Here is a 17,398-nt window from a genome sequence, read left to right as displayed (position 1 = left end):
CGGGCCCCGTCGGCGGCACGCCACCTGGGCGGGCCGACCGGACCTCCGGCCGGTCCGACTCATTTCGAGGACCACGGCTCACAGCAGTTCGTAGACCGCCGTGACCGTCACCTGCTCCTCGATCTCACCCGGTGCCAGGGGTACCTCCGGCGCGTCGGCGGGCATGCCGGCCCCGGGGCGCAGGCTCTCGCCCTCGGTCAGGGAGACGAGGCGGCCGAGGCGGTGGCCGCTGAGCCTGGCGTGCTGGGATGCCTTCTCGTACGCGTCCCGGTGGGCGGCCTCGCGGGCCTTGGAGCGCAGGGCGGTCGGGTCGGCGATGTCGAAGGTGACGCTGTTCACCCGGCCCGCGTTGCCGGTCGCCCCGGTGACGGCCCCGATGACCTGGCCGGCCTTCCCGACGTCCCGGACCTTGACGGAGAAGGTCTGACCGGCCTGGTAACCCGTCACCCGGCTCTCTCCGCCGGCGCTCTGGGTGTAGACCGGCGAGAGTGACAGGCTGTCGGTCCTGATGTCCCGGTCGGCGACGGACTGCTTGCGCACCGCGGCGAGCAGCGCCTCGGCGGCCGTGCGCTGGGCCGTCATCGCCTCCTTGGCGGTCGGCCGGGCCACCTCCACGCCGACCGAGAGGATGGCCAGATCGGGCGGGGCGGCGGCCCGGCCGGTACCGGTCACGGTGAGCGTCGCCGACGTCGGGTCCGTGCCCGCCGCGACGCCGGGCGCCGCCCCGGGGACGGGTGTGGTCGTGGCGACGGCGGCGGGCGCGGCGCTTCCGGGGGTCGCGGCGAGCGCGGGGCCCGCTCCGGCGAGCACCAGCGCTCCGAGCACCACGCCCGTGGCGACCGCGCGGCGGACCGCACGGCGGGGCGGACGGGCGACGGGTGGCAGGGCGGCGCGGGCGGTCGGGAAGTGGCGGGTCGTCACATGCGGTCCCTTCGGCGGTGGATGCCGGAAGATCCGGCGCCGACATCCCAGCACCCGGGGACTCCCCCTCCCGCGCGCCACTCCTGCCCGGTCACCCGCTCAGGTCTGCACAAGCGGCTCGTACGCCTCGGCCGCGAGCCCGAACGTCCAGGCCACCCCCTGCCGCGCGGTCTCGGTCTGCGGCGGCACCCGCAACCAGTACGTGCGGAAGGTGCCGTCCGGCTCGGGGGTCGCGTTGACCACCTCCACCATGGCCACGTCCTCGTCGTCCACCAGCTCGATCCGCCAGAGCACCCCCGTACCGTCCCGGTGCACCGGTCGGGCACCGGACTCGGCGAGATAGCGGTCGTATCCGTAGTACTCGAGCATCACGCGACGCAGCTCCGCGTTCTCCTCCGCGCGTATCCGCTCGGGAGTGAGCGTGCCGAGTCCGCCGAGGAAGTCCGCCGGCACGGGCATGCCCCGCCAGGCGTACAGGGCGAAGCCGTCCCGGAAGGCGAGCGCGGGGCCGTCACCCCGGTCCAGGCGCCCCGCCTCGTCGCGGTGCAGCTCGACGGGGCGCTCGCAGAGCACGACGGCCTTCTCGTACGGCCACCACCAGCCCGCGTGCTCGGCGACGGCCGCGAGCCCCGCCAGCCGCCCGCCCCCCTCGCCCCCGTCACGACCGTCGTAGCCGTCGCCCCCGTCACGGCCGTCGAAGGCGGCGAGCCAGGCCGCGTCGTGCTGGCCGAGGACCGCGTCGAGCAGCACCAGACGGACGGCCGTGCCCTCGTCCGACGCGTCGGCGAGGTCCTCGGTGACTCCGGACCGTATCCGGTCCGCCAGCGCCCGGGTGGTCTCCCAGAGCCGGGCTCCGGTACGCGTCCAGAGCTCCGCCCAGCCGCTCGGGCCGAGCGCGTCGTGCACGCGGCGCCGCTCCTCGGCCCAGGGCCGGGTGCGCACCTCGTCCCGTACCGAGCGTCCGGCGTCGGTCAGTTCCCGTACGGCCGTCACGGCCGCCCGGGGCGAGTCCGCCCAGACGACCCGCTCCGGCTCGACGAGTCCGGCCGTGCGGTACGCGAGCCGTACCCCCGCCTCGGCCGCGGCCCGGTCGGCCGCGCCGGTGGCGGCCGCGACGGCCCGCCACTTGTCCAGTGCCGTGGTCCCGTTCATCTCTTCCCCCGTCAGTCCGCGACGATCCGGTACGCGCCCGGTGTGTACTCCCGCTGGCGCACCACCCGGTACCAGCCCTTCGGCAGCGCGATCGGCGCGTGCTCCTCGTGCACCACCCGTCCGCCCGCGGGCAGTTCGAGCAGCAGCGGCCCGAACGGTCCGGGCTCGCGCACCAGACGCCCCGGGCCCGGGATCGCGTGGGCGTGCCCGGTGACCTCTCCGAGCGCCAGGACCAGCCGCCCGCGTGCGTCTCGCGGCTCGCCCGCCGCGTCCTTCGCACGCGGGGGCACCGCGCTCTCGGTGACGGGCACGATCAGCACGTCGCCCTGCCGGTACATGGCTCTCCCCTCCCCTGCGGCGCGAGGTGCGCCGACCACACGTACGACGCTAGAGGGCGGCACTGACAACGCCTCCCCGGCCGCCCCCGGCGTACGGCGCTGTCAGTGCGCCTTGGTACAACTTCTCGCATCAACCGACCAACGCCGTCCGGTGTCTGGAGCACTCATGACCATCTCGGGCCATCTGCAGGAGCTGAACGGCCTGCCCGTGTTCGACTTCCCGGACAGCGACGCCGCGGTCGAACTCCCCGACGCCGCCTCGGTGGCCTGGCGCGTCTCCACGCCGACGTACTGCGATCCGGGCCAGGAGCAGTGGGAGCAGGCCTTCGCCCGCTTTCTCGCGACGGTCGACACCGCCCGCGTCCGCGCACTGGTCGTCGGCGGCTGGGACGAGGCGTACGACACCTCGTCGGCGCAGATCGTCACGGCCCTCATCGCCGCCAACGACCGGCTCACCGGCCTGCGGGCGATCTTTCTCGGCGACATGGGCTTCGAGGACTGCGAGATCTCGTGGATCCAGCAGTCCGACGTGACGCCGCTGCTCACCGCGTACCCGCAGCTGCAGGAGTTCGGCGTACGCGGCGGCTCGGAGCTCGCCTTCCCCGCGATCCACCACTCGGGACTGCGCACGCTCGTCGTGGAGTCGGGCGGTCTGGGCGCCCAGGTCGTGCGGGGTGTGGTGGGCAGCGACCTGCCCTCCCTGGAGAACCTGGAGCTCTGGCTCGGCACGGACGAGTACGGCGGCGACAGCACGGTCGGCGACCTGGAGCCGCTGCTCGCCGGCACCGGGTTCCCCGCCCTGCGCCGTCTCGGGCTGCGCAACAGCGTGATCCAGGACGAGATCGCCGCCGCCGTGGCGAGCGCCCCGGTCGTCGCCCGGCTCGAGCGCCTCGACCTGTCGATGGGCGTCCTGACCGACGAGGGGGCCGCCGCCCTGCTCGCCGGGCAGCCGCTGACGCACCTGGCGCACCTCGACCTCTCGCACCACTACCTCTCCGAGGAGATGAGCGAGCGGGTCGTCGACGCGCTGGCGCCGCACGGCGTGACGGTGGACGTCGGCGACGCCCAGGAGCCGGAGGACGACGGCGACGGCGAGATCTACCGGTACGTCGCGGTCGCCGAATGACCTCGCCCCCGCCCCTCACACACGCGCGCCGCGCGCGCCTCGCCGTCGTCGGCAACCCCGCCAACCGCCGCGTCCGGTTCTTCCAGGACGCGGTGCGGGCGGCCCTGCTGCCGGAGGCGCGGGTCGTGCCGTGGCTCGACGTCCTGCGGGGCGGGGCGCGTTTCCTCGACGGCGAGACCGTACGCCTCGATTCGCCCGGCGAGGACCCGGAAGTGGAGCGGCTGCTGCGCGGTACGCCCGACACGACCCGGGTCGAGGGCACGGGCCTGTGGTACGAGCGGTTCACCGCCGCGGTGTCGGCGCTGGCGGTCGGCGTCCGGTCGGCGGGGGCGGCCCTGGTCGACGACCCGGACGAGCTGGCCGTCCTCTTCGACAAGCGGCTCGGCCACGGCCGGCTGCACGAGGCCTCGGTGCCCGTACCGGAGTCGCCGACGTCGGGTCCCGACGCACCGCCCGTGCACGGCTGGGACGACGTCAGGTCACTGATGGCGGAGATCGGGACGCGCCGGGCGTTCGTGAAGCTCGCGCACGGCTCCTCCGCCTCCGGGGTGCTCGCGGTGGAGTCGGCCCCGTCCGGCCGGGTCCAGGCGACCACCTCCGTGGAGCGCGGCCCGGACGGCCGGCTCTTCAACTCGCTGCGGTTGCGCCGCTATCGCACGGAGCACGAGGTGGCCGCGATCGTGAACGCCCTCGCCCCGGACGGGCTGCACGTCGAGCGCTGGATGCCGAAGGCGTCGCAAGCCGGCCGGGCGGCCGATCTGCGGGTGGTGGTGATCGACGGCAGGGCCACCCACGCCGTCGTCCGCACCAGCCGCTCCCCCATGACCAATCTCCATCTGGGCGGAGCCCGGGGGGACCTGGACGCGGTCCGCACGGCGGTCAGGGCCGCGGGCGGCCGGTGGTCGGAGGCGCTGGAGGTCTGCGAGCGAGCCGCCGCCGCCTTCCCCGGCACCCACTGCGTGGGGGTCGATCTGCTGCCCTCGTCCGGCTGGCGGCGCTTCGCCGTCGGCGAGGTCAACGCCTTCGGCGATCTCCTGCCCGGCCTCACCGGGCTTCCGGGCAGCGGCGCGGAGGACCTGGACACCTACGCGGCGCAGCTCGCCGCGCTCCTCCGCGCCCCCGCGACCGGAACGACGCCCCGAACCACCCGAACCACCATGAGCACCACAGGAACGAGCACCCCGTGAACCAGCGGCCCGCACCCGACATGAACGAGATCGTGGGCAGCCACGATCTCCTCCTGGTCACACTCGACACCCTGCGGTACGACGTGGCCGCCGAGCTGGCGGCCGCCGGCCGCATCCCGAACCTGGCACGCCACCTCCCCGACGGGCATTGGGAGCGCCGGCACGCCCCCGGCAGCTTCACCTACGCCTCCCATCAGGCGATCTTCGCCGGTTTCCTGCCGACTCCGGACGCCCAGGGTCCGCATCCCCGCCTCTTCGCCGCGCGGTTCGCGGGCAGTGAGAGCACCGCCGACGGCACCTTCGTCCACGACACCCCTGACCTGGTCTCCGGGCTGGCGAAGGAGGGCTACCGCACGGTCTGCGTCGGCGGCGTCGGCTTCTTCAACGGCCAGGGTCCCCTCGGCTCCGTACTGCCCGGCCTCTTCCAGGAGAGCCACTGGGAGCCCGGCTTCGGCGTCACCTCCCCGACCTCCTTCGAGTCCCAGGTGGCCCGCGCCGAGAAGATCGTCGCCGGGCTCGCGCACGACCGGCGCCTCTTCCTCTTCGTCAACGTCTCCGCGCTGCACCAGCCCAACTGGTTCCATCTGCCCGGCGCGACCCGTGAATCGGGGGACACCCGCGCCTCGCACGCGGCGGCGCTGGAGTACGTCGACCGGCACATCGGCCGGCTCTTCGCCGCCATGAGCAGCCGTCGGCGCTGCTTCGCGATCGTCTGCTCCGACCACGGCACGGCGTACGGCGAGGACGGCTTCACCGGTCACCGGCTCGGTCACGAGGTCGTGTGGACCGTCCCGTACGTCCACTTCTTCCTGAACGGCCCAAAGCGGGAGGAAGTCGCATGACCGATGCCCCGCGCCCCTACCAGAGCTACGTCTACGCCTACCCGCACAAGACGGCGTACCGGCCGCTCCCCCACCCCGCGCCGCCGCTCGCGGAGCTGTGGGCGGACGAGCCCAAGGACGCGCTCTCCCTCTACGCGCACATACCGTTCTGCGAGGTCCGCTGCGGCTTCTGCAATCTCTTCACCCGGATCGGCGCCCCGGACGAGCTCACCACCCGCTACCTCGACGCTCTCGACCGGCAGGCGTCGGCGGTCCGGGACGCGCTCGGTGACCGGGCGCCGGTCCGCTTCGCCACGGCCGCCTTCGGCGGCGGCACACCCACGTACCTGAGCGCCGGTGAGCTGGAGCGGCTCTGCGACATCGCGGAGAAGCGCATGGGGGTCGACCTGCGGGCCGTGCCGCTCTCCGTCGAGACCTCCCCCGCCACGGCGACCGCCGACCGGCTCGCGGTCCTGGCCGAGCGCGGGGCCACCCGGCTCAGCATCGGCGTACAGAGCTTCGTCGAGGCCGAGGCCCGCGCGGCCGTCCGGCCGCAGCGCCGTGCGGACGTCGAGGCGGCGCTCTCCCGCATCCGGGAGGCCGGCGTCCCCGTCCTCAACATCGACCTCATCTACGGCATCGACGGTCAGACCGAGGAGAGCTGGGTCCGTTCCCTCGACGCGGCGCTGGCCTGGCGGCCCGAGGAGCTCTATCTCTACCCGCTCTACGTCCGCCCGCTCACCGGCCTCGGCCGTCTCTCCCCCACCGCCGACCGCGAGTGGGACGAGCGGCGACTGCGCCTCTACCGGCGCGGCCGGGACCATCTGCGGGCGCGAGGCTACGAACAGGTGTCGATGCGGATGTTCCGCCGCGCCGACGCCCCGCCGCAGGGCGCCGACGACTACGCCTGCCAGACCGACGGGATGATCGGCCTGGGCTGCGGCGCCCGTTCGTACACGTCGTCGCTCCACTATTCCTTCGACTACGCCGTCGACATGCGGGAGATCCGCTCGATCATCGACACGTACACGGAGACGGAGGCGGCAGGCTTCGCCCGGGCGCAGGTGGGGCGGTGGGTCGACGCGGACGAGGCTCGGCGCCGCCATCTGCTCCAGTCGCTGCTGCAGGCCCGGGGCATGTCCGTCCGGGAGTACGAAACGCGGTTCGGGACCTCGCCCTTCGCCGACTTCCCCGCCGAGCTGGGCCGGTTCGAGGCGCTCGGCTGGCTGGACCGGGAGGCGGCGGCGGGGCTCCTGCGGCTCTCGCCCGAGGGCCTGGCCCACTCGGACGCGCTCGGGCCCGCGCTGTTCTCCCCCGCCGTGCGGGCGGCGATGGCCGCCTACGAGCCGAAGTAGAGGCGCCCGCATGGACCTCACGCTCCTCTACCGGGGACCGCTCGCCTCCTGCGACTACGACTGCCCCTACTGCCCCTTCGCCAAGCGCCGCGACAGCCGCGAGCAGCTGCGCGCGGACCGGGCCGCGCTGGAACGGTTCGCCGCCTGGGCCGCCGCGCAGACCGGCGACCGCCTGAGGATCCTCTTCACCCCGTGGGGCGAGGGGCTCGTCCGGTCCTGGTACCGGCGGACGCTCAGCGAGCTGTCCCGCCTCCCGCACATCGAACGGGTCGCGATCCAGACCAACCTGAGCTGCCGGACCGACTGGCTCGCCGAGGCCGATCCCGAGACCCTCGCGCTCTGGTGCACGTACCACCCCGGGCAGACGCCGTACGACCGCTTCCTCACCAAGTGCCGGGAGCTGGACGGCCGGGGAACGCGGTTCAGCGTCGGCATCGTCGGTCTGCCGGAGCATCGGGAGCACGCCCGGCGGCTGCGCGCCGACCTCCCGTCCCAGGTCTACCTCTGGGTGAACGCGGCGGAAGGTCACACGTACACCGACGAGGAGGCCGAGGACTGGACGGCCCTCGACCCCCTCTTCCCGTACAGCCGCCACCCGCACCCCTCGGCCGGCCTCCCCTGCCGGACCGGGGAGACGGTGATCTCGGTGGACGGCGACGGAGCGGTGCGGCGCTGCCACTTCGTCAAGACCGAGCTGGGCAACCTCTACGACGGTTCGTACCGCGCCGCGCTCGGCCCCCGCGCCTGCCCCCTGACCGTCTGCGACTGCCACATCGGCTACGTCCACCTGGAGACGCTGCCGCTGTACGACGTGTTCGCGGGCGGGGTACTCGAAAGGATTCCCGCGGCGGGCGTCCGTACCTCCGGAGCCGGCGCCTAGCACGTGGCTCGTGAAGCTCGCCGGGCTCGCTACAGAGGCAGGAGGTCCGGGCGCTTGGCCGCCACGTGGTCTCCGGAGCTCTCGCCCCGCAGCCGCCGCCCGATCCACGGCACCAGGTACTCCCTGGCCCAGTAGATGTCGTCGCGGCGGACCTCCAGCTGGCCGCGCGGCGGCAGCGGCGGCCATGCCTGGTCCGGGTCGGCCGGTATCTCGATCCCGAGGACCTGGGCGGCGCGCAGCGCGACCCTGGTGTGGCCTTCGGGCGACAGGTGCAGCCGGTCGGCGTCCCAAGCCCGCCTGTCCTGTACGGACTTGAGCGACCACAGGTCCAGGACCGGGCAGCCGTAGCGGTCGGCGACGGCGCGGACGTGGGCCGTGTACGTGGCGATCTTGCCGCGCAGGTGCCGGAGCACGGGGACGTCACGGGTGTCGAAGCCGGTGGTCACCATGACCGTGCCGACGGCGGAGGTCAGCTCGGCGACGGCGCGCTCGAAGCGCTCGGCGACGTCGTCGGGGTCGGTGCCGGGGCGGATGATGTCGTTGCCGCCCGCGCAGAAGGTCACCAGGTCGGGGGCGAGTTGCTTCGCCCTTGGCACCTGCTCGGCCACGATCTGGTCGAGGAGGCGGCCGCGTACGGCCAGGTTGGCGTAACGGAAAGCGTCGGGCTCCGGCAGTCGGTCCGCCAGCAGGACCGCGAAGCGGTCCGCCCAGCCGACGTACCTTCCGTCGGGCCCGGGGTCACCGACGCCCTCGGTGAAGCTGTCACCGATCGCCGTGTACGACCCGAATACGTGCGTGTCTCTTGATCTCGAATCGTCTGCCACGGGAGCACATCTTTCCCTTACGACTGTGACCTACGCGACCGTAAGGAGGGGTTGACGACAGGTGAGATACGCCACCGGTCAAGATTGTCCCAAGCCGGAATACGCCGAGGCCCGGCACACACGTGCCGGGCCTCTCTGACGCAGGCGGTTCAGACGCCGACGCCGTGCTGGCGCAGGTATGCCAGCGGGTCGATGTCGGAGCCGTAGCTCGGCCCGGTGCGCATCTCGAAGTGCAGGTGCGGACCGCTGGAGTTGCCGGTCGAGCCGGACAGGCCGATCTGGTCGCCGCCGCCGACGCTCTGGCCGGCGGAGACGGAGAGCGAGGAGAGGTGCGCGTACTGGGAGTACGTGCCGTCCGCGTGCTGGATGACGACCTCGTTGCCGTACGAGCCGCTCCAGCCGGCGGAGTGGACGGTGCCCGGGCCGACGGCCTTCACGGAGGTGCCGGAGGAGGCCATGAAGTCGACACCGGTGTGGTAGCCAGAGGACCACATGGAGCCGGAGGCGCGGTACGGCGTGGAGACGCCGCCGGAGACCGGGGCGACCCAGCCGGAGGACGCGGCCTGGGCGGGGGCGGCCTGGGGCGCCGGGGCGGACTCCACCGTGCTGCGCTCGGTGGAGCGCGAGCTGCGCGACTCCGAACCGGAGGAGGGCTTCTCCGCCTTGGGCGCGGCCTTGGGGGCCGCCTTCGGCGCAGCGGCCTTGGGCGCCGACGCCTTGGCCGGCGACTTGGCGCCGAGGGTGAGCTTCATGCCCGGCAGGATCAGCGAGGGGTTCTCGCCCACGACCTGGCGGTTGTCGGCGTAGAGCTTCTTCCAGCCGCCGGCCAGGCGGTGCTCGGCGGCGATCTTGGACAGGTAGTCGCCGGCGACGACGGAGTACGTGGTGGGCTTGGCCTTGGCGGCGGGCGCGGCCGGGGCCTTGGCCGGAGTCGCGGCGACGGCGGCGACGGCCTGCTGGGGGGTCACGGCGGGAGCGGCCTTCTCCGCGGCGTGGGCGCCGGTGGCGCCGAAGAGCGGGAGGGCGACGACGGCGCCACCGGTACCGGCGGCGACGAATCCGCGGGTGAGCGGGTTGACCTTGGGACGGCGGTGCTTACCCTTGGCGGGCATGGCGAATTCCTCTCCGTCGCCTGCGAGGTGAGCTGTCGGGTTCGGACTGGAGATGTCCGGCCGCGCTTTCACGCGGCTTGACCCCAAGCCGTCCGGAAACGACCGGAACGGCGTACTACCTGGGTCCCCCGCTCCTGCCGTACGTGGGGTGGGTGCGGATTCCGGACGGTGGCAGGATTCGGCGGTCCGACCGGATTGACGGTGACCGTAGACGAGCGGGGTCGGCGCGAACAAGCCGCCGGATTCGTCTCGCATTCTCCGGCGCGGAATTCACCCGGAATTCCGGTCACCCTCCGTCGATGACGGAACCTCGATCTCCTTTTCACGCTGGGCAATTGCGCGAGACGATCAGGCACGTTCCGTCACGGTTATGACGCTGCTCACGCGCCGGAGACCATCTCCCCTGTAACCAGGGCGCGTTATCTCTAACATCTCAATTCGGACAGAACTCTCATTCCCGCCCGAGGGGTGTGCGGGGCGAGCCGACCCGGGATGATTGCCCCAGGAACCGATCTCGTATCGTCGAACATCCTCACAACACTCAGGAGCACTCGTGACGCAACAGCTGCCGCAGGTCTCGTCGACCGAGCCCGAGCTGAGCGGGGTACGCAACTTCCGGGACGTGGGCGGCCTGCCGACCGTGGACGGCAGGTCGGTGCGGTTCGGTCGGCTCTTCCGCAGCGGCCACCTGGCGCACGCCACCGAGGAGGACGCGGCGTTCCTCGCCGGCCTCGGCCTGCACACCGTCTTCGATTTCCGCAATCAGGCGGACCGGAAGGTCGAGGGGGCCGACGTCGAGCTCCCGGGTGTGCGAAATGTGAACATACCGCTCAACGACCCGGCCGACGGCAAGGAGTTCTGGAAGCTGGTCAGCAGCGGCAGCCTCGACCAGCTCCGCTCGGTGCTCGCCGACGGCAAGGCGGCGGCCCGAATGTCCGATTCGTACCGGAAGATGATTGCCGAGCGGACGGCGGAGCACAGCCGCGTCCTGCACGCGATGGCCGAGGACAGCATCCCCGCCCTCATGCACTGCGCGGCCGGCAAGGACCGGGCGGGCCTCTCCATCGCCATCTCGCTGCTCGCGGTGGGCGTCGAGCGCGAGGCGATCGAGGCCGACTACGTGAAGTCGAACGACCCGCACCGCCGCTACAAGGTGCGCCGCAGCTCCACCGACGCCGACGCCCTGTCGCCCGAGGTGATGGAACTGCTCAGCCCCCTCTTCGACGCGCGTCTGGAGTACCTGCGGGCGGCGTTCGAGACGATCGAGCAGAACTGGGGCACGGTCGAGAGCTACCTCTCGGACGGACTGAAGCTCTCCCCCGCGACGCGTGAGCGGCTGCGCGAGCGCCTCGTCACCGAGGCGTAGCCCGCGCGGCCCGTCCGCTACTGGTTCTGGCCACCGAGCATGAAGAGCAGGTAGAGGAAGCCCGCGAAGAGGTGGCCGGCCACCAGGTAGGCGAAGAGCCGGAGGACCAGCCCCTTGGGGAACTTCCCGCCCCCGCGCTCCTCACCGGTGGTCGTAACTGACTTTTCGGACATATCTGCCCCTTCGGTTGGGCTCAGCATCGGTCGGGCTCGGCTTCTGACCGGTTCAGCGGAGACGCGGAGCGCCGGTGCCGAGGCACAGGTCGGCGACGGGGCTCTGCATCAGGGTGTGGACGAAGAGCAGCTCGGCGCCGCCACGCGCGGCGGCGCCGATACGGTGCGGGGTGAGCGAGTCGAAGTGGGCGCTGTCCCCCGGGTCCAGGACGTGCACCGCGTCGCCGAGCGCGAGCCGCACCCGGCCGTCGAGGACGTGCAGCCACTCCTCGCCGGGGTGGACGCGCACGATGTCGGCCCGGGTGGCGTACGGCACGAGGACCCGGAGCGCCTGCAGAGCGCGGCCGGGGCCGCCGGCCTGGTGGTAGATCCAGCCGTCGGCCTCGACGGGCTCGGACCGGCCCGCCCGGACGATCGGATCACGTTCGGGCGCGACCTCACCGAGAAGCTCGGAGACCGTCGTACCGTAGATCCTGGCGAGGGCGAGCAACATGGGAAGCGAGGGCTGGCGGCGTCCGGTCTCCAGACGGGAGAGGTGGGCCGGGGAGAGACCGGCCCGCTGCGCGGCGGCCTCCAGGGTCAGCCCCCGGCGCCTGCGCAGCCCCCGCAGCCGGGGAGCCACGTCGGGCACGTCGCCCGGCGCGTCGGGTACACCGGGTGCGTCGGTCGCGCCCGGCGCGGCGGAATCCGGTGCGGCGGGTTCCGGGGTCGGCTCCCCGGGGAGGGTCTCCATGTCGCCATTCCGCCAGGATCTTTCCCCTGAGGCAACTTTCTTGCCTCAGAGGCAAACCCTCGCCGCCGCGGCCTAGCGCTGCGCCACCGCCTGCTTGACCAGCGTCTTCCCGAAGTCCCACATCAGACCGCCACCCGCGTGGGCGTCGTCCATGACGGCCGTGAACGCGGTCACGAAGCGGTTCACGTCCGCCTCGTCGACGATCAGCGGCGGAATCAGCTTGATCACCTCCAGGTGATCGCCCGACACCTGGGTCAGAATCCGGTGTCGCTGGAGCAGGGGCACCACGACCATCTGGGCGAAGAGACCCTTGCGGGCCGCCTGGAGCATGGTCCAGCGGCTGCGCAGCCCGAGCGACGACGGCCGCCCGAACTCGATCCCGATCATCAGCCCGCGTCCGCGGACCTCGTGCAGCAGCTCGTAGCGCGGCACCAGCTCCCTGAGCTTCGAGAAGAGCAGCTCGCCCACCCGGCGCACGTGTGCCACGATGCCCTCGTTCTCCATGACCGAGAGCACCGCGAGGCCGGCGGCCATGGCCTGCGCGTTCGAGCCGAAGCTCGCCGAGTGCACGAGGACCCGGTCCATGGAGGAGTAGACCTTCTTGAAGATCCAGTCCTTGCCGAGCGTCGCCCCGACGGGCACATAGCCGCCGGACAGCGCCTTGGCGACACAGACCAGGTCCGGTTCGACGCCCTCCTCGTGCTGATAGGCGTAGAAGTCGCCGGTCCTGCCGAGCCCCGTCTGCACCTCGTCGGCGATCAGCAGCGCCCCGCGCGCGTGCAGCAGCTCCTGGGCGGCGCGCAGGAAGCCGGGCGGGGCCTCGTGCACCCCCTTGCCCTGGATCGGCTCGACGACGAACGCGGCCACGTCCCCCTTGCGCAGTTCCCGGTCCAGGGCGTCGAGGTCGCCGAGCTCGATCGCGGTGTCGGGCAGCAGAGGGGCGAAGCCGTCCTTGAAGCCCTTCTCGCCGTTGACCGACAGGGACCCGGTGGTCAGGCCGTGAAAGGCGTGGGAGCAGTAGAGGATCCTCGGTTTCCCGGTCGCGTAGCGGGCGAACTTCAGCGCGGTCTCCACTGCCTCGGTGCCGCTGTTGCCGAAGAAGACCCGGTCGAGGTGCGGGCTGTGGGCGAGCAGCCGCTCGGCGAGCAGCCCGGGCAGGGGCTGGCAGTCGAAGCGGGTGAGGTCGGCGAGCGAGGCGTCCAGGACGTCGTGGAGGGCCTTGCGGACCACGGGGTGGTGCCGGCCGAGGCCCATCACCCCGAAGCCGGCGAGCATGTCCAGGTGGTCGGCGCCGTCGGCGTCCCAGAAGTGGGCGCCCTCGGCCCGTTCGTAGACCTTGTCGAAGCCGATCGTGTGGAGCATGCGCGGGAGCTGGTGGTTGAGATACCGGCTGTGCAGCTCGTAGCGCTCGGTGCCGCGTTCGGCGAGCAGTGCCGCCAGGTCGAACTCCTTGCTCATTGCCCGTTCTCCTTACGTGCCAGGGCGGCGCTGATCCGTCCGGCGCTCTCCACCGGGGGTGAGGCCGAGGCCGGCGAGCGGCTCGCCGCGCTTCGCGTGCGGCGGGAACTGCTCTCGTCCCGCGCTCGGCCCCCTTTCGGTCGATGCGACGGCGTGTCCGATGCGGTCGGCGGTCCGAGGGGGAGACACGACACCACCACGTCGTGGCTCCCCGCGGAATCAGCCGTTGTTCCCCGAGACGGTCTCGCGGATCGCCCGGAGGGACTCCTTGAGCGAGCCCATCGTGGCGAGGACGGCGGTGGGTTCGTAGCCGCAGTGCGCCATGCAGTTGGCGCAGCGCGGGTCCTTGCCCCGGCCGTACTTGTCCCAGTCGGTCTCCTCGATCAGCTCCCGGTACGTGGGGACGTAGCCGTCGCTCATCAGGTAGCAGGGTCGCTGCCAGCCGAAGAGGGAGTAGTTGGGGATCGCCCAGGCGGTGCACGGGAAGTCGGCCTTGCCCTCCAGGAAGTCCAGGAAGAGCGGCGAGTGGTTCAGCCGCCAGCGTCCGCGGTTGCCGCCGGCGAAGGCTTTCTTGAAGAGCTCCCTGGTCTGTTCGACGCCGAGGAAGTGCTCCTGGTCCGGGGCCTTCTCGTAGGCGTACGCCGGGGAGATCATCATCTCGTCGACCTCGAGGTCGTCGTTGAGGTAGTTGAGCACCTCGATGATGGTCTGCGGGGTGTCGGTGTTGAAGAAGGTCGAGTTGGTGGTGACCCGGAAGCCGCGCCGCTTGGCCTCCTTGATCGCCGCCACCGCCTCGTCGAACACCCCTTCCTTGGCCACGGATTCGTCGTGCCGCTCGCGCAGCCCGTCGATGTGCACCGCGAACGCGAAGTACGGAGAGGGCGTGAAGTTCTCCAGCTTCTTGCGCAGCAGCATGGCATTGGTGCAGAGGAAGACGTATTTCCTCTTCGCCACCAACTGACGCACGATCTCGTGGATCTGAGGATGCATCAGCGGTTCGCCGCCCGCGATGGAGACCATCGGCGCCCCGGATTCCAGGACCGCGCCGACCGCCTGGGCGACCGGCATGCGCTGCTTGAGCACACCCGCCGGGTGCTGGATCTTTCCGCACCCCTCGCACTTGAGGTTGCAGGCGAACAGCGGCTCGAGTTCGACGATCAGCGGGAACTTGTCCCGCTTGCGGAGCTTCTGTTCGAAGAGATAGGTCCCGACCCGGATGGACTGACGGAGCGGCATGGCCATAACTCGCTCACCTCCTGGGGAGCAGCAAAGAACGGTGCCATTCGAAGAATGCGGGAAGGACGGCACGAAGAACACGGAAAGCTGATATTCCACCCCGTACCGTGCCGATCCGGACCAGTTCATATTCTGGAGCGTCCACGACCACCCGTACGGCCGCAACCGGGCGAGGCCCGGCGGTCAGCGCGGTACGGAGTGTGGCCGCGGACTCCATGTCCACCGCGATCGCTCCGGTGGCCCTCAGCTCGGCCCGCTCCTGGCCCCGTACGACATGGTCGGAGCCGGTCAGCGGACCGGTGTGGACCGTCCTCCCGGGCAGCGCCCGGCTCAGCGCCTTCACCAGGAGCTCCGTCCCGGTGCAGGGAGTGGTGCCTTCGGGGTCCCGGGTCTCGTCGGCGACGATCAGGTCCCCGGGGTGCATCCCGGGGGCCAGGCCGGCGCAGAAGCCGGAGGCGATGACGACGGCGTCCCGCCAGGGGTCCCGGCCGAGGCTCCGCGAGACGGCCCGGCCGGCATGGGCGGGGCCCATGCCGGTGCGCACCACGGTGAACGGGCCGGACGCCCCGTCCCGGCCGCCGCTGCGCAGCGCGAGCTGCTCGATGCCGAGCGCGCAGGCGATCAGCAACGGAGCCGCGGAGCCGGTGGGCCCCGGCTCTGGGCGCATCAGGCCTCCCTGGAGAGGTTCGGCTCGCCGTTCACGTAGCGGCCGAGCGCCGTGAGCGGGAACACCTGCCGGTAGAGGTGGTAGTTGATGGAGAAGTCCCAGGGGAATCCGGTGCCGGTGAAGTACGGCTCGTCCCAGGAGCCGTCCGGGAGCTGGGTCTCGGCGAGCCAGGCGACGCCGCGTTCCACGGCCTTGGACTGCCGCCCGCCGGCCGCCAGCAGGGCGAGGAGCGCCCAGGCGGTCTGCGAGGCGGTCGAGGCCCCGTGGCCGATCCATGCCTGTTGCCGGTACGAACGCAGGTCCTCGCCCCAGCCGCCGTCCTCGTTCTGTACCGATTCGAGCCAGGCGACCGCCCGGCGGATCGCCGGGTGGGAGCGGGAAAGACCGGCGGCGGTGAGGGCGGGGACCACCGACCCGGTGCCGTAGACGTAGTTGACCCCCCAGCGGCCGAACCAGGCGCCGTTCGACTCCTGTTCGGCCAGCAGCCACTCGATTCCCCTGCGGGTACGGGGGTCGTGGGCCTTGCCCTCGTAGGCGAGCATCTCCACCACATGGGCGGTGACGTCGGCCGAGGGCGGATCGATGACCTCACCGAAGTCGCAGAACGGCAGCCTGTTGGGGAAGGGGCTGGTGTTGTCGGCGTCGAAGGCTCCCCAGGCTCCGTTCCTCGACTGCATCCCGAGGGTCCAGCGGGCGCCGCGGGCGATCGCTCCCTCGACCCTGTCGGGGTCGTGGTGCTTCACCCGGCGCAGCGCGAGGACGACCTCGGCGGTGTCGTCGATGTCGGGGTAGTTGTCGTTGTGGAACTCGAACGCCCAGCCGCCCGGCGGGAGTCCGGGGCGGCGCACCGCCCAGTCGCCGGGCCGGACGATCTCCTCGCCCAGCATCCAGTCGGCGGCCTTGACGAGCGCCGGATGGTCCGGTGGAAGGCCCGCGTCGGCGAGGGCGATGGTGGCGAGGCAGGTGTCCCAGACGGGCGACTGACAGGCCTCGATCATCCGTGAGCCGTCCTCGCGCCAGACGGCGAACCGGTCGAGGGACTCGAGACCGGCGCGCATGACGGGGTGGTTCAGGTCGTAGCCGAGCAGGTGGAGGGCGATGACCGAGTAGACGGCCGGGGGCTGGATGCCGCCCCAGCAGCCGTCGTTCTCCTGGCGCTCGACGATCCAGCGGGCGGCGACGTTCATGGCCGCGGTGCGCAGCCGGCGCGGGGCGACCCGGTGGTAGAGGTGCATCGCCTTGTCGAGGCGTTGGAAGACTCCGTCCCAACTGGCGGCGGGCGCCAGGGTTTTGGCCGGGTTCGGCCGGGCCGGGTCGGTGTGCAGCTCGTCCAGCGGGAAGGGCGCGGGGCGCACCGGCCGCTTGGCGGAGACCACCGTGAGCGGCACGATGGTCTGCCGGGCCCAGCAGCCGAAGTCGTAGATGTTGAGCGGGAACCACTTCGGCAGGAAGATCAGCTCGGGCGGCAGTTCGGGGAGGTCGTCCCACTTCCACCAGCCGAAGAGGGCGAGCCAGATCCGGGTGAAGACCCGGGCGGAGGCGATCCCGCCGCGCTCGCGGATCCAGGCGGCGGCGCGGGCCATGTGCGGGTCGTCGGGAAGGTCTCCGGCGAGGCGCAGCGCCACGTACGCCTCGATGGTGGTGGAGAGTTCGCCGGGCCCGCCGTGGAAGGTGGCCCAGGTGCCGTCCTCGCGCTGCTCACCCCGGATGTGGAGCGCGGCGGCGCGGGTGGTGTCCTCGTCCTGGATGCCGAGGAACTGGCGCAGCAGGAGGTCCTCGGCGTCCATGGTGACGTTGGTCTCCAGGTCACCCTTCCACCAGCCTTCGGCGTCCTGGCGGCCGAGGAGATGGCTGACGGAGCGTTGCGCGGCGCGCGCGGCGACCTCTTGCAGGCCTGCCGCCGCGGGCGCGGTGTCGGTGGTGGAGCCTTGCGTGGCCCGCGCGACGACCTCTTGCAGGCCTGCCGCCGCGGGCGCGGTGTCGGTGGTGGAGCCTTGCGTGGCCCGCGCGACGACCTCTTGCAGGCCTGCCGCCGCGGGCGCGGTGTCG

At 72.1% G+C, this 17,398-nt stretch carries 17 protein-coding genes and 1 riboswitch; of the genes, 6 read left to right on the top strand and 11 right to left on the bottom strand.

From position 1 onward, the window contains the following. Positions 1-78: 78 nt before the first annotated feature. From IE136_RS06495 to IE136_RS06485, 3 genes are all read right to left on the bottom strand, one after another. Entirely contained in the window at positions 79-921 is an 843-nt protein-coding gene (locus tag IE136_RS06495; RefSeq protein WP_229818668.1) for an SIMPL domain-containing protein, read from the bottom strand. A 99-nt stretch (positions 922-1,020) separates the two neighbouring features. Beyond that, positions 1,021-2,073, bottom strand: coding sequence for a DUF6745 domain-containing protein (locus IE136_RS06490; RefSeq protein ID WP_158992304.1), 1,053 nt, complete (start codon positions 2,071-2,073; stop codon positions 1,021-1,023). A gap of 11 nt (positions 2,074-2,084) precedes the next feature. Continuing rightward, positions 2,085-2,411: a DUF8820 family protein gene (locus IE136_RS06485; protein ID WP_158992302.1), complete on the bottom strand. Its 327-nt coding sequence runs from the start codon at positions 2,409-2,411 to the stop codon at positions 2,085-2,087. A 166-nt stretch (positions 2,412-2,577) separates the two neighbouring features. Between IE136_RS06485 and IE136_RS06480 the strand changes: the two genes are divergently transcribed. Genes IE136_RS06480 through IE136_RS06460 form a run of 5 tightly spaced genes read left to right on the top strand, consistent with a single transcriptional unit; the run spans position 2,578 to position 7,780 of the window. Next, on the top strand, positions 2,578-3,537 hold the full coding sequence (locus IE136_RS06480) for an STM4015 family protein (RefSeq protein WP_189599782.1): 960 nt from the start codon (positions 2,578-2,580) through the stop codon (positions 3,535-3,537). Next, on the top strand, positions 3,534-4,724 hold the full coding sequence (locus tag IE136_RS06475; RefSeq protein ID WP_189599781.1) for an STM4014 family protein: 1,191 nt from the start codon (positions 3,534-3,536) through the stop codon (positions 4,722-4,724). The genes IE136_RS06480 and IE136_RS06475 overlap by 4 nt, the downstream gene beginning before the upstream one ends. 20 nt (positions 4,725-4,744) lie before the next feature. Next, positions 4,745-5,566, top strand: a complete 822-nt coding sequence (locus tag IE136_RS06470) for an STM4013/SEN3800 family hydrolase (RefSeq protein ID WP_189600004.1) — start codon at positions 4,745-4,747, stop codon at positions 5,564-5,566. Continuing rightward, positions 5,563-6,900, top strand: coding sequence for an STM4012 family radical SAM protein (locus tag IE136_RS06465; RefSeq protein WP_189599780.1), 1,338 nt, complete (start codon positions 5,563-5,565; stop codon positions 6,898-6,900). Before IE136_RS06470 ends, IE136_RS06465 begins: the two co-directional genes overlap by 4 nt. A gap of 10 nt (positions 6,901-6,910) precedes the next feature. Continuing rightward, the gene (locus tag IE136_RS06460) at positions 6,911-7,780 is read left to right on the top strand and encodes an STM4011 family radical SAM protein (protein WP_189599779.1); all 870 of its coding nucleotides are present in this window, start codon (positions 6,911-6,913) and stop codon (positions 7,778-7,780) included. 29 nt (positions 7,781-7,809) lie between these two features. Here IE136_RS06460 and IE136_RS06455 read toward each other — a convergent pair whose 3' ends face one another. Both IE136_RS06455 and IE136_RS06450 read right to left on the bottom strand, forming a co-directional pair. Next, a complete protein-coding gene (locus IE136_RS06455) occupies positions 7,810-8,604 on the bottom strand; it encodes an SGNH/GDSL hydrolase family protein (protein WP_158992294.1) in 795 nt (264 codons plus the stop codon). Between the two features lie 149 nt (positions 8,605-8,753). Beyond that, the gene (locus IE136_RS06450; RefSeq protein ID WP_189599778.1) at positions 8,754-9,716 is read right to left on the bottom strand and encodes a M23 family metallopeptidase; all 963 of its coding nucleotides are present in this window, start codon (positions 9,714-9,716) and stop codon (positions 8,754-8,756) included. Positions 9,717-9,718: 2 nt separating this feature from the next. After that, a riboswitch (cyclic di-AMP (ydaO/yuaA leader) is annotated at positions 9,719-9,881 on the bottom strand. Between the two features lie 388 nt (positions 9,882-10,269). Here IE136_RS06450 and IE136_RS06445 point away from each other — a divergent pair. Further along, on the top strand, positions 10,270-11,082 hold the full coding sequence (locus IE136_RS06445; protein ID WP_158992292.1) for a tyrosine-protein phosphatase: 813 nt from the start codon (positions 10,270-10,272) through the stop codon (positions 11,080-11,082). A 17-nt stretch (positions 11,083-11,099) separates the two neighbouring features. On the opposite strand, the gene IE136_RS06440 is transcribed toward IE136_RS06445, so the two are convergent. From IE136_RS06440 to shc, 6 genes are all read right to left on the bottom strand, one after another. Then, positions 11,100-11,255: a DUF6126 family protein gene (locus tag IE136_RS06440; RefSeq protein WP_189599777.1), complete on the bottom strand. Its 156-nt coding sequence runs from the start codon at positions 11,253-11,255 to the stop codon at positions 11,100-11,102. Positions 11,256-11,307: 52 nt separating this feature from the next. After that, positions 11,308-11,988 carry an XRE family transcriptional regulator gene (locus IE136_RS06435; protein ID WP_158992290.1) on the bottom strand — a complete coding sequence of 227 codons (681 nt, stop codon included), beginning with the start codon at positions 11,986-11,988 and terminating at the stop codon, positions 11,308-11,310. A gap of 72 nt (positions 11,989-12,060) precedes the next feature. Then, positions 12,061-13,446, bottom strand: coding sequence for an aspartate aminotransferase family protein (locus tag IE136_RS06430; RefSeq protein WP_189599776.1), 1,386 nt, complete (start codon positions 13,444-13,446; stop codon positions 12,061-12,063). A 219-nt stretch (positions 13,447-13,665) separates the two neighbouring features. After that, complete coding sequence (hpnH, locus tag IE136_RS06425; RefSeq protein ID WP_158992286.1) at positions 13,666-14,688, bottom strand: adenosyl-hopene transferase HpnH; 1,023 nt, start codon at positions 14,686-14,688, stop codon at positions 13,666-13,668. A gap of 7 nt (positions 14,689-14,695) precedes the next feature. After that, on the bottom strand, positions 14,696-15,349 hold the full coding sequence (locus IE136_RS06420; RefSeq protein WP_158992284.1) for a phosphorylase family protein: 654 nt from the start codon (positions 15,347-15,349) through the stop codon (positions 14,696-14,698). Then, positions 15,349-17,373 carry a squalene--hopene cyclase gene (gene shc, locus IE136_RS06415; RefSeq protein WP_373309030.1) on the bottom strand — a complete coding sequence of 675 codons (2,025 nt, stop codon included), beginning with the start codon at positions 17,371-17,373 and terminating at the stop codon, positions 15,349-15,351. Before shc ends, IE136_RS06420 begins: the two co-directional genes overlap by 1 nt. Between the last annotated feature and the right edge of the window lie 25 nt (positions 17,374-17,398).

It is taken from the genome of Streptomyces lateritius (assembly GCF_014649715.1).
Taxonomy (GTDB): Bacteria; Actinomycetota; Actinomycetes; order Streptomycetales; family Streptomycetaceae; genus Streptomyces; species Streptomyces lateritius.
This window is presented reverse-complemented; position numbering and strand designations above follow the sequence as displayed.

Excerpts from the sequence above, each read along its gene's own strand:
- IE136_RS06480 (WP_189599782.1), top strand. The coding sequence starts at position 2,578 with ATGACCATCTCGGGCCATCTGCAGGAGCTGAACGGCCTGCCCGTGTTC.
- IE136_RS06465 (WP_189599780.1), top strand. The coding sequence starts at position 5,563 with ATGACCGATGCCCCGCGCCCCTACCAGAGCTACGTCTACGCCTACCCG.
- IE136_RS06440 (WP_189599777.1), bottom strand. The coding sequence starts at position 11,255 with ATGTCCGAAAAGTCAGTTACGACCACCGGTGAGGAGCGCGGGGGCGGG.
- IE136_RS06430 (WP_189599776.1), bottom strand. The coding sequence starts at position 13,446 with ATGAGCAAGGAGTTCGACCTGGCGGCACTGCTCGCCGAACGCGGCACC.
- IE136_RS06485 (WP_158992302.1), bottom strand. The coding sequence starts at position 2,411 with ATGTACCGGCAGGGCGACGTGCTGATCGTGCCCGTCACCGAGAGCGCG.
- hpnH (WP_158992286.1), bottom strand. The coding sequence starts at position 14,688 with ATGGCCATGCCGCTCCGTCAGTCCATCCGGGTCGGGACCTATCTCTTC.
- IE136_RS06470 (WP_189600004.1), top strand. The coding sequence starts at position 4,745 with ATGAACGAGATCGTGGGCAGCCACGATCTCCTCCTGGTCACACTCGAC.
- IE136_RS06490 (WP_158992304.1), bottom strand. The coding sequence starts at position 2,073 with ATGAACGGGACCACGGCACTGGACAAGTGGCGGGCCGTCGCGGCCGCC.
- IE136_RS06420 (WP_158992284.1), bottom strand. The coding sequence starts at position 15,349 with ATGCGCCCAGAGCCGGGGCCCACCGGCTCCGCGGCTCCGTTGCTGATC.
- IE136_RS06435 (WP_158992290.1), bottom strand. The coding sequence starts at position 11,988 with ATGGAGACCCTCCCCGGGGAGCCGACCCCGGAACCCGCCGCACCGGAT.
- IE136_RS06460 (WP_189599779.1), top strand. The coding sequence starts at position 6,911 with ATGGACCTCACGCTCCTCTACCGGGGACCGCTCGCCTCCTGCGACTAC.
- IE136_RS06475 (WP_189599781.1), top strand. The coding sequence starts at position 3,534 with ATGACCTCGCCCCCGCCCCTCACACACGCGCGCCGCGCGCGCCTCGCC.
- IE136_RS06450 (WP_189599778.1), bottom strand. The coding sequence starts at position 9,716 with ATGCCCGCCAAGGGTAAGCACCGCCGTCCCAAGGTCAACCCGCTCACC.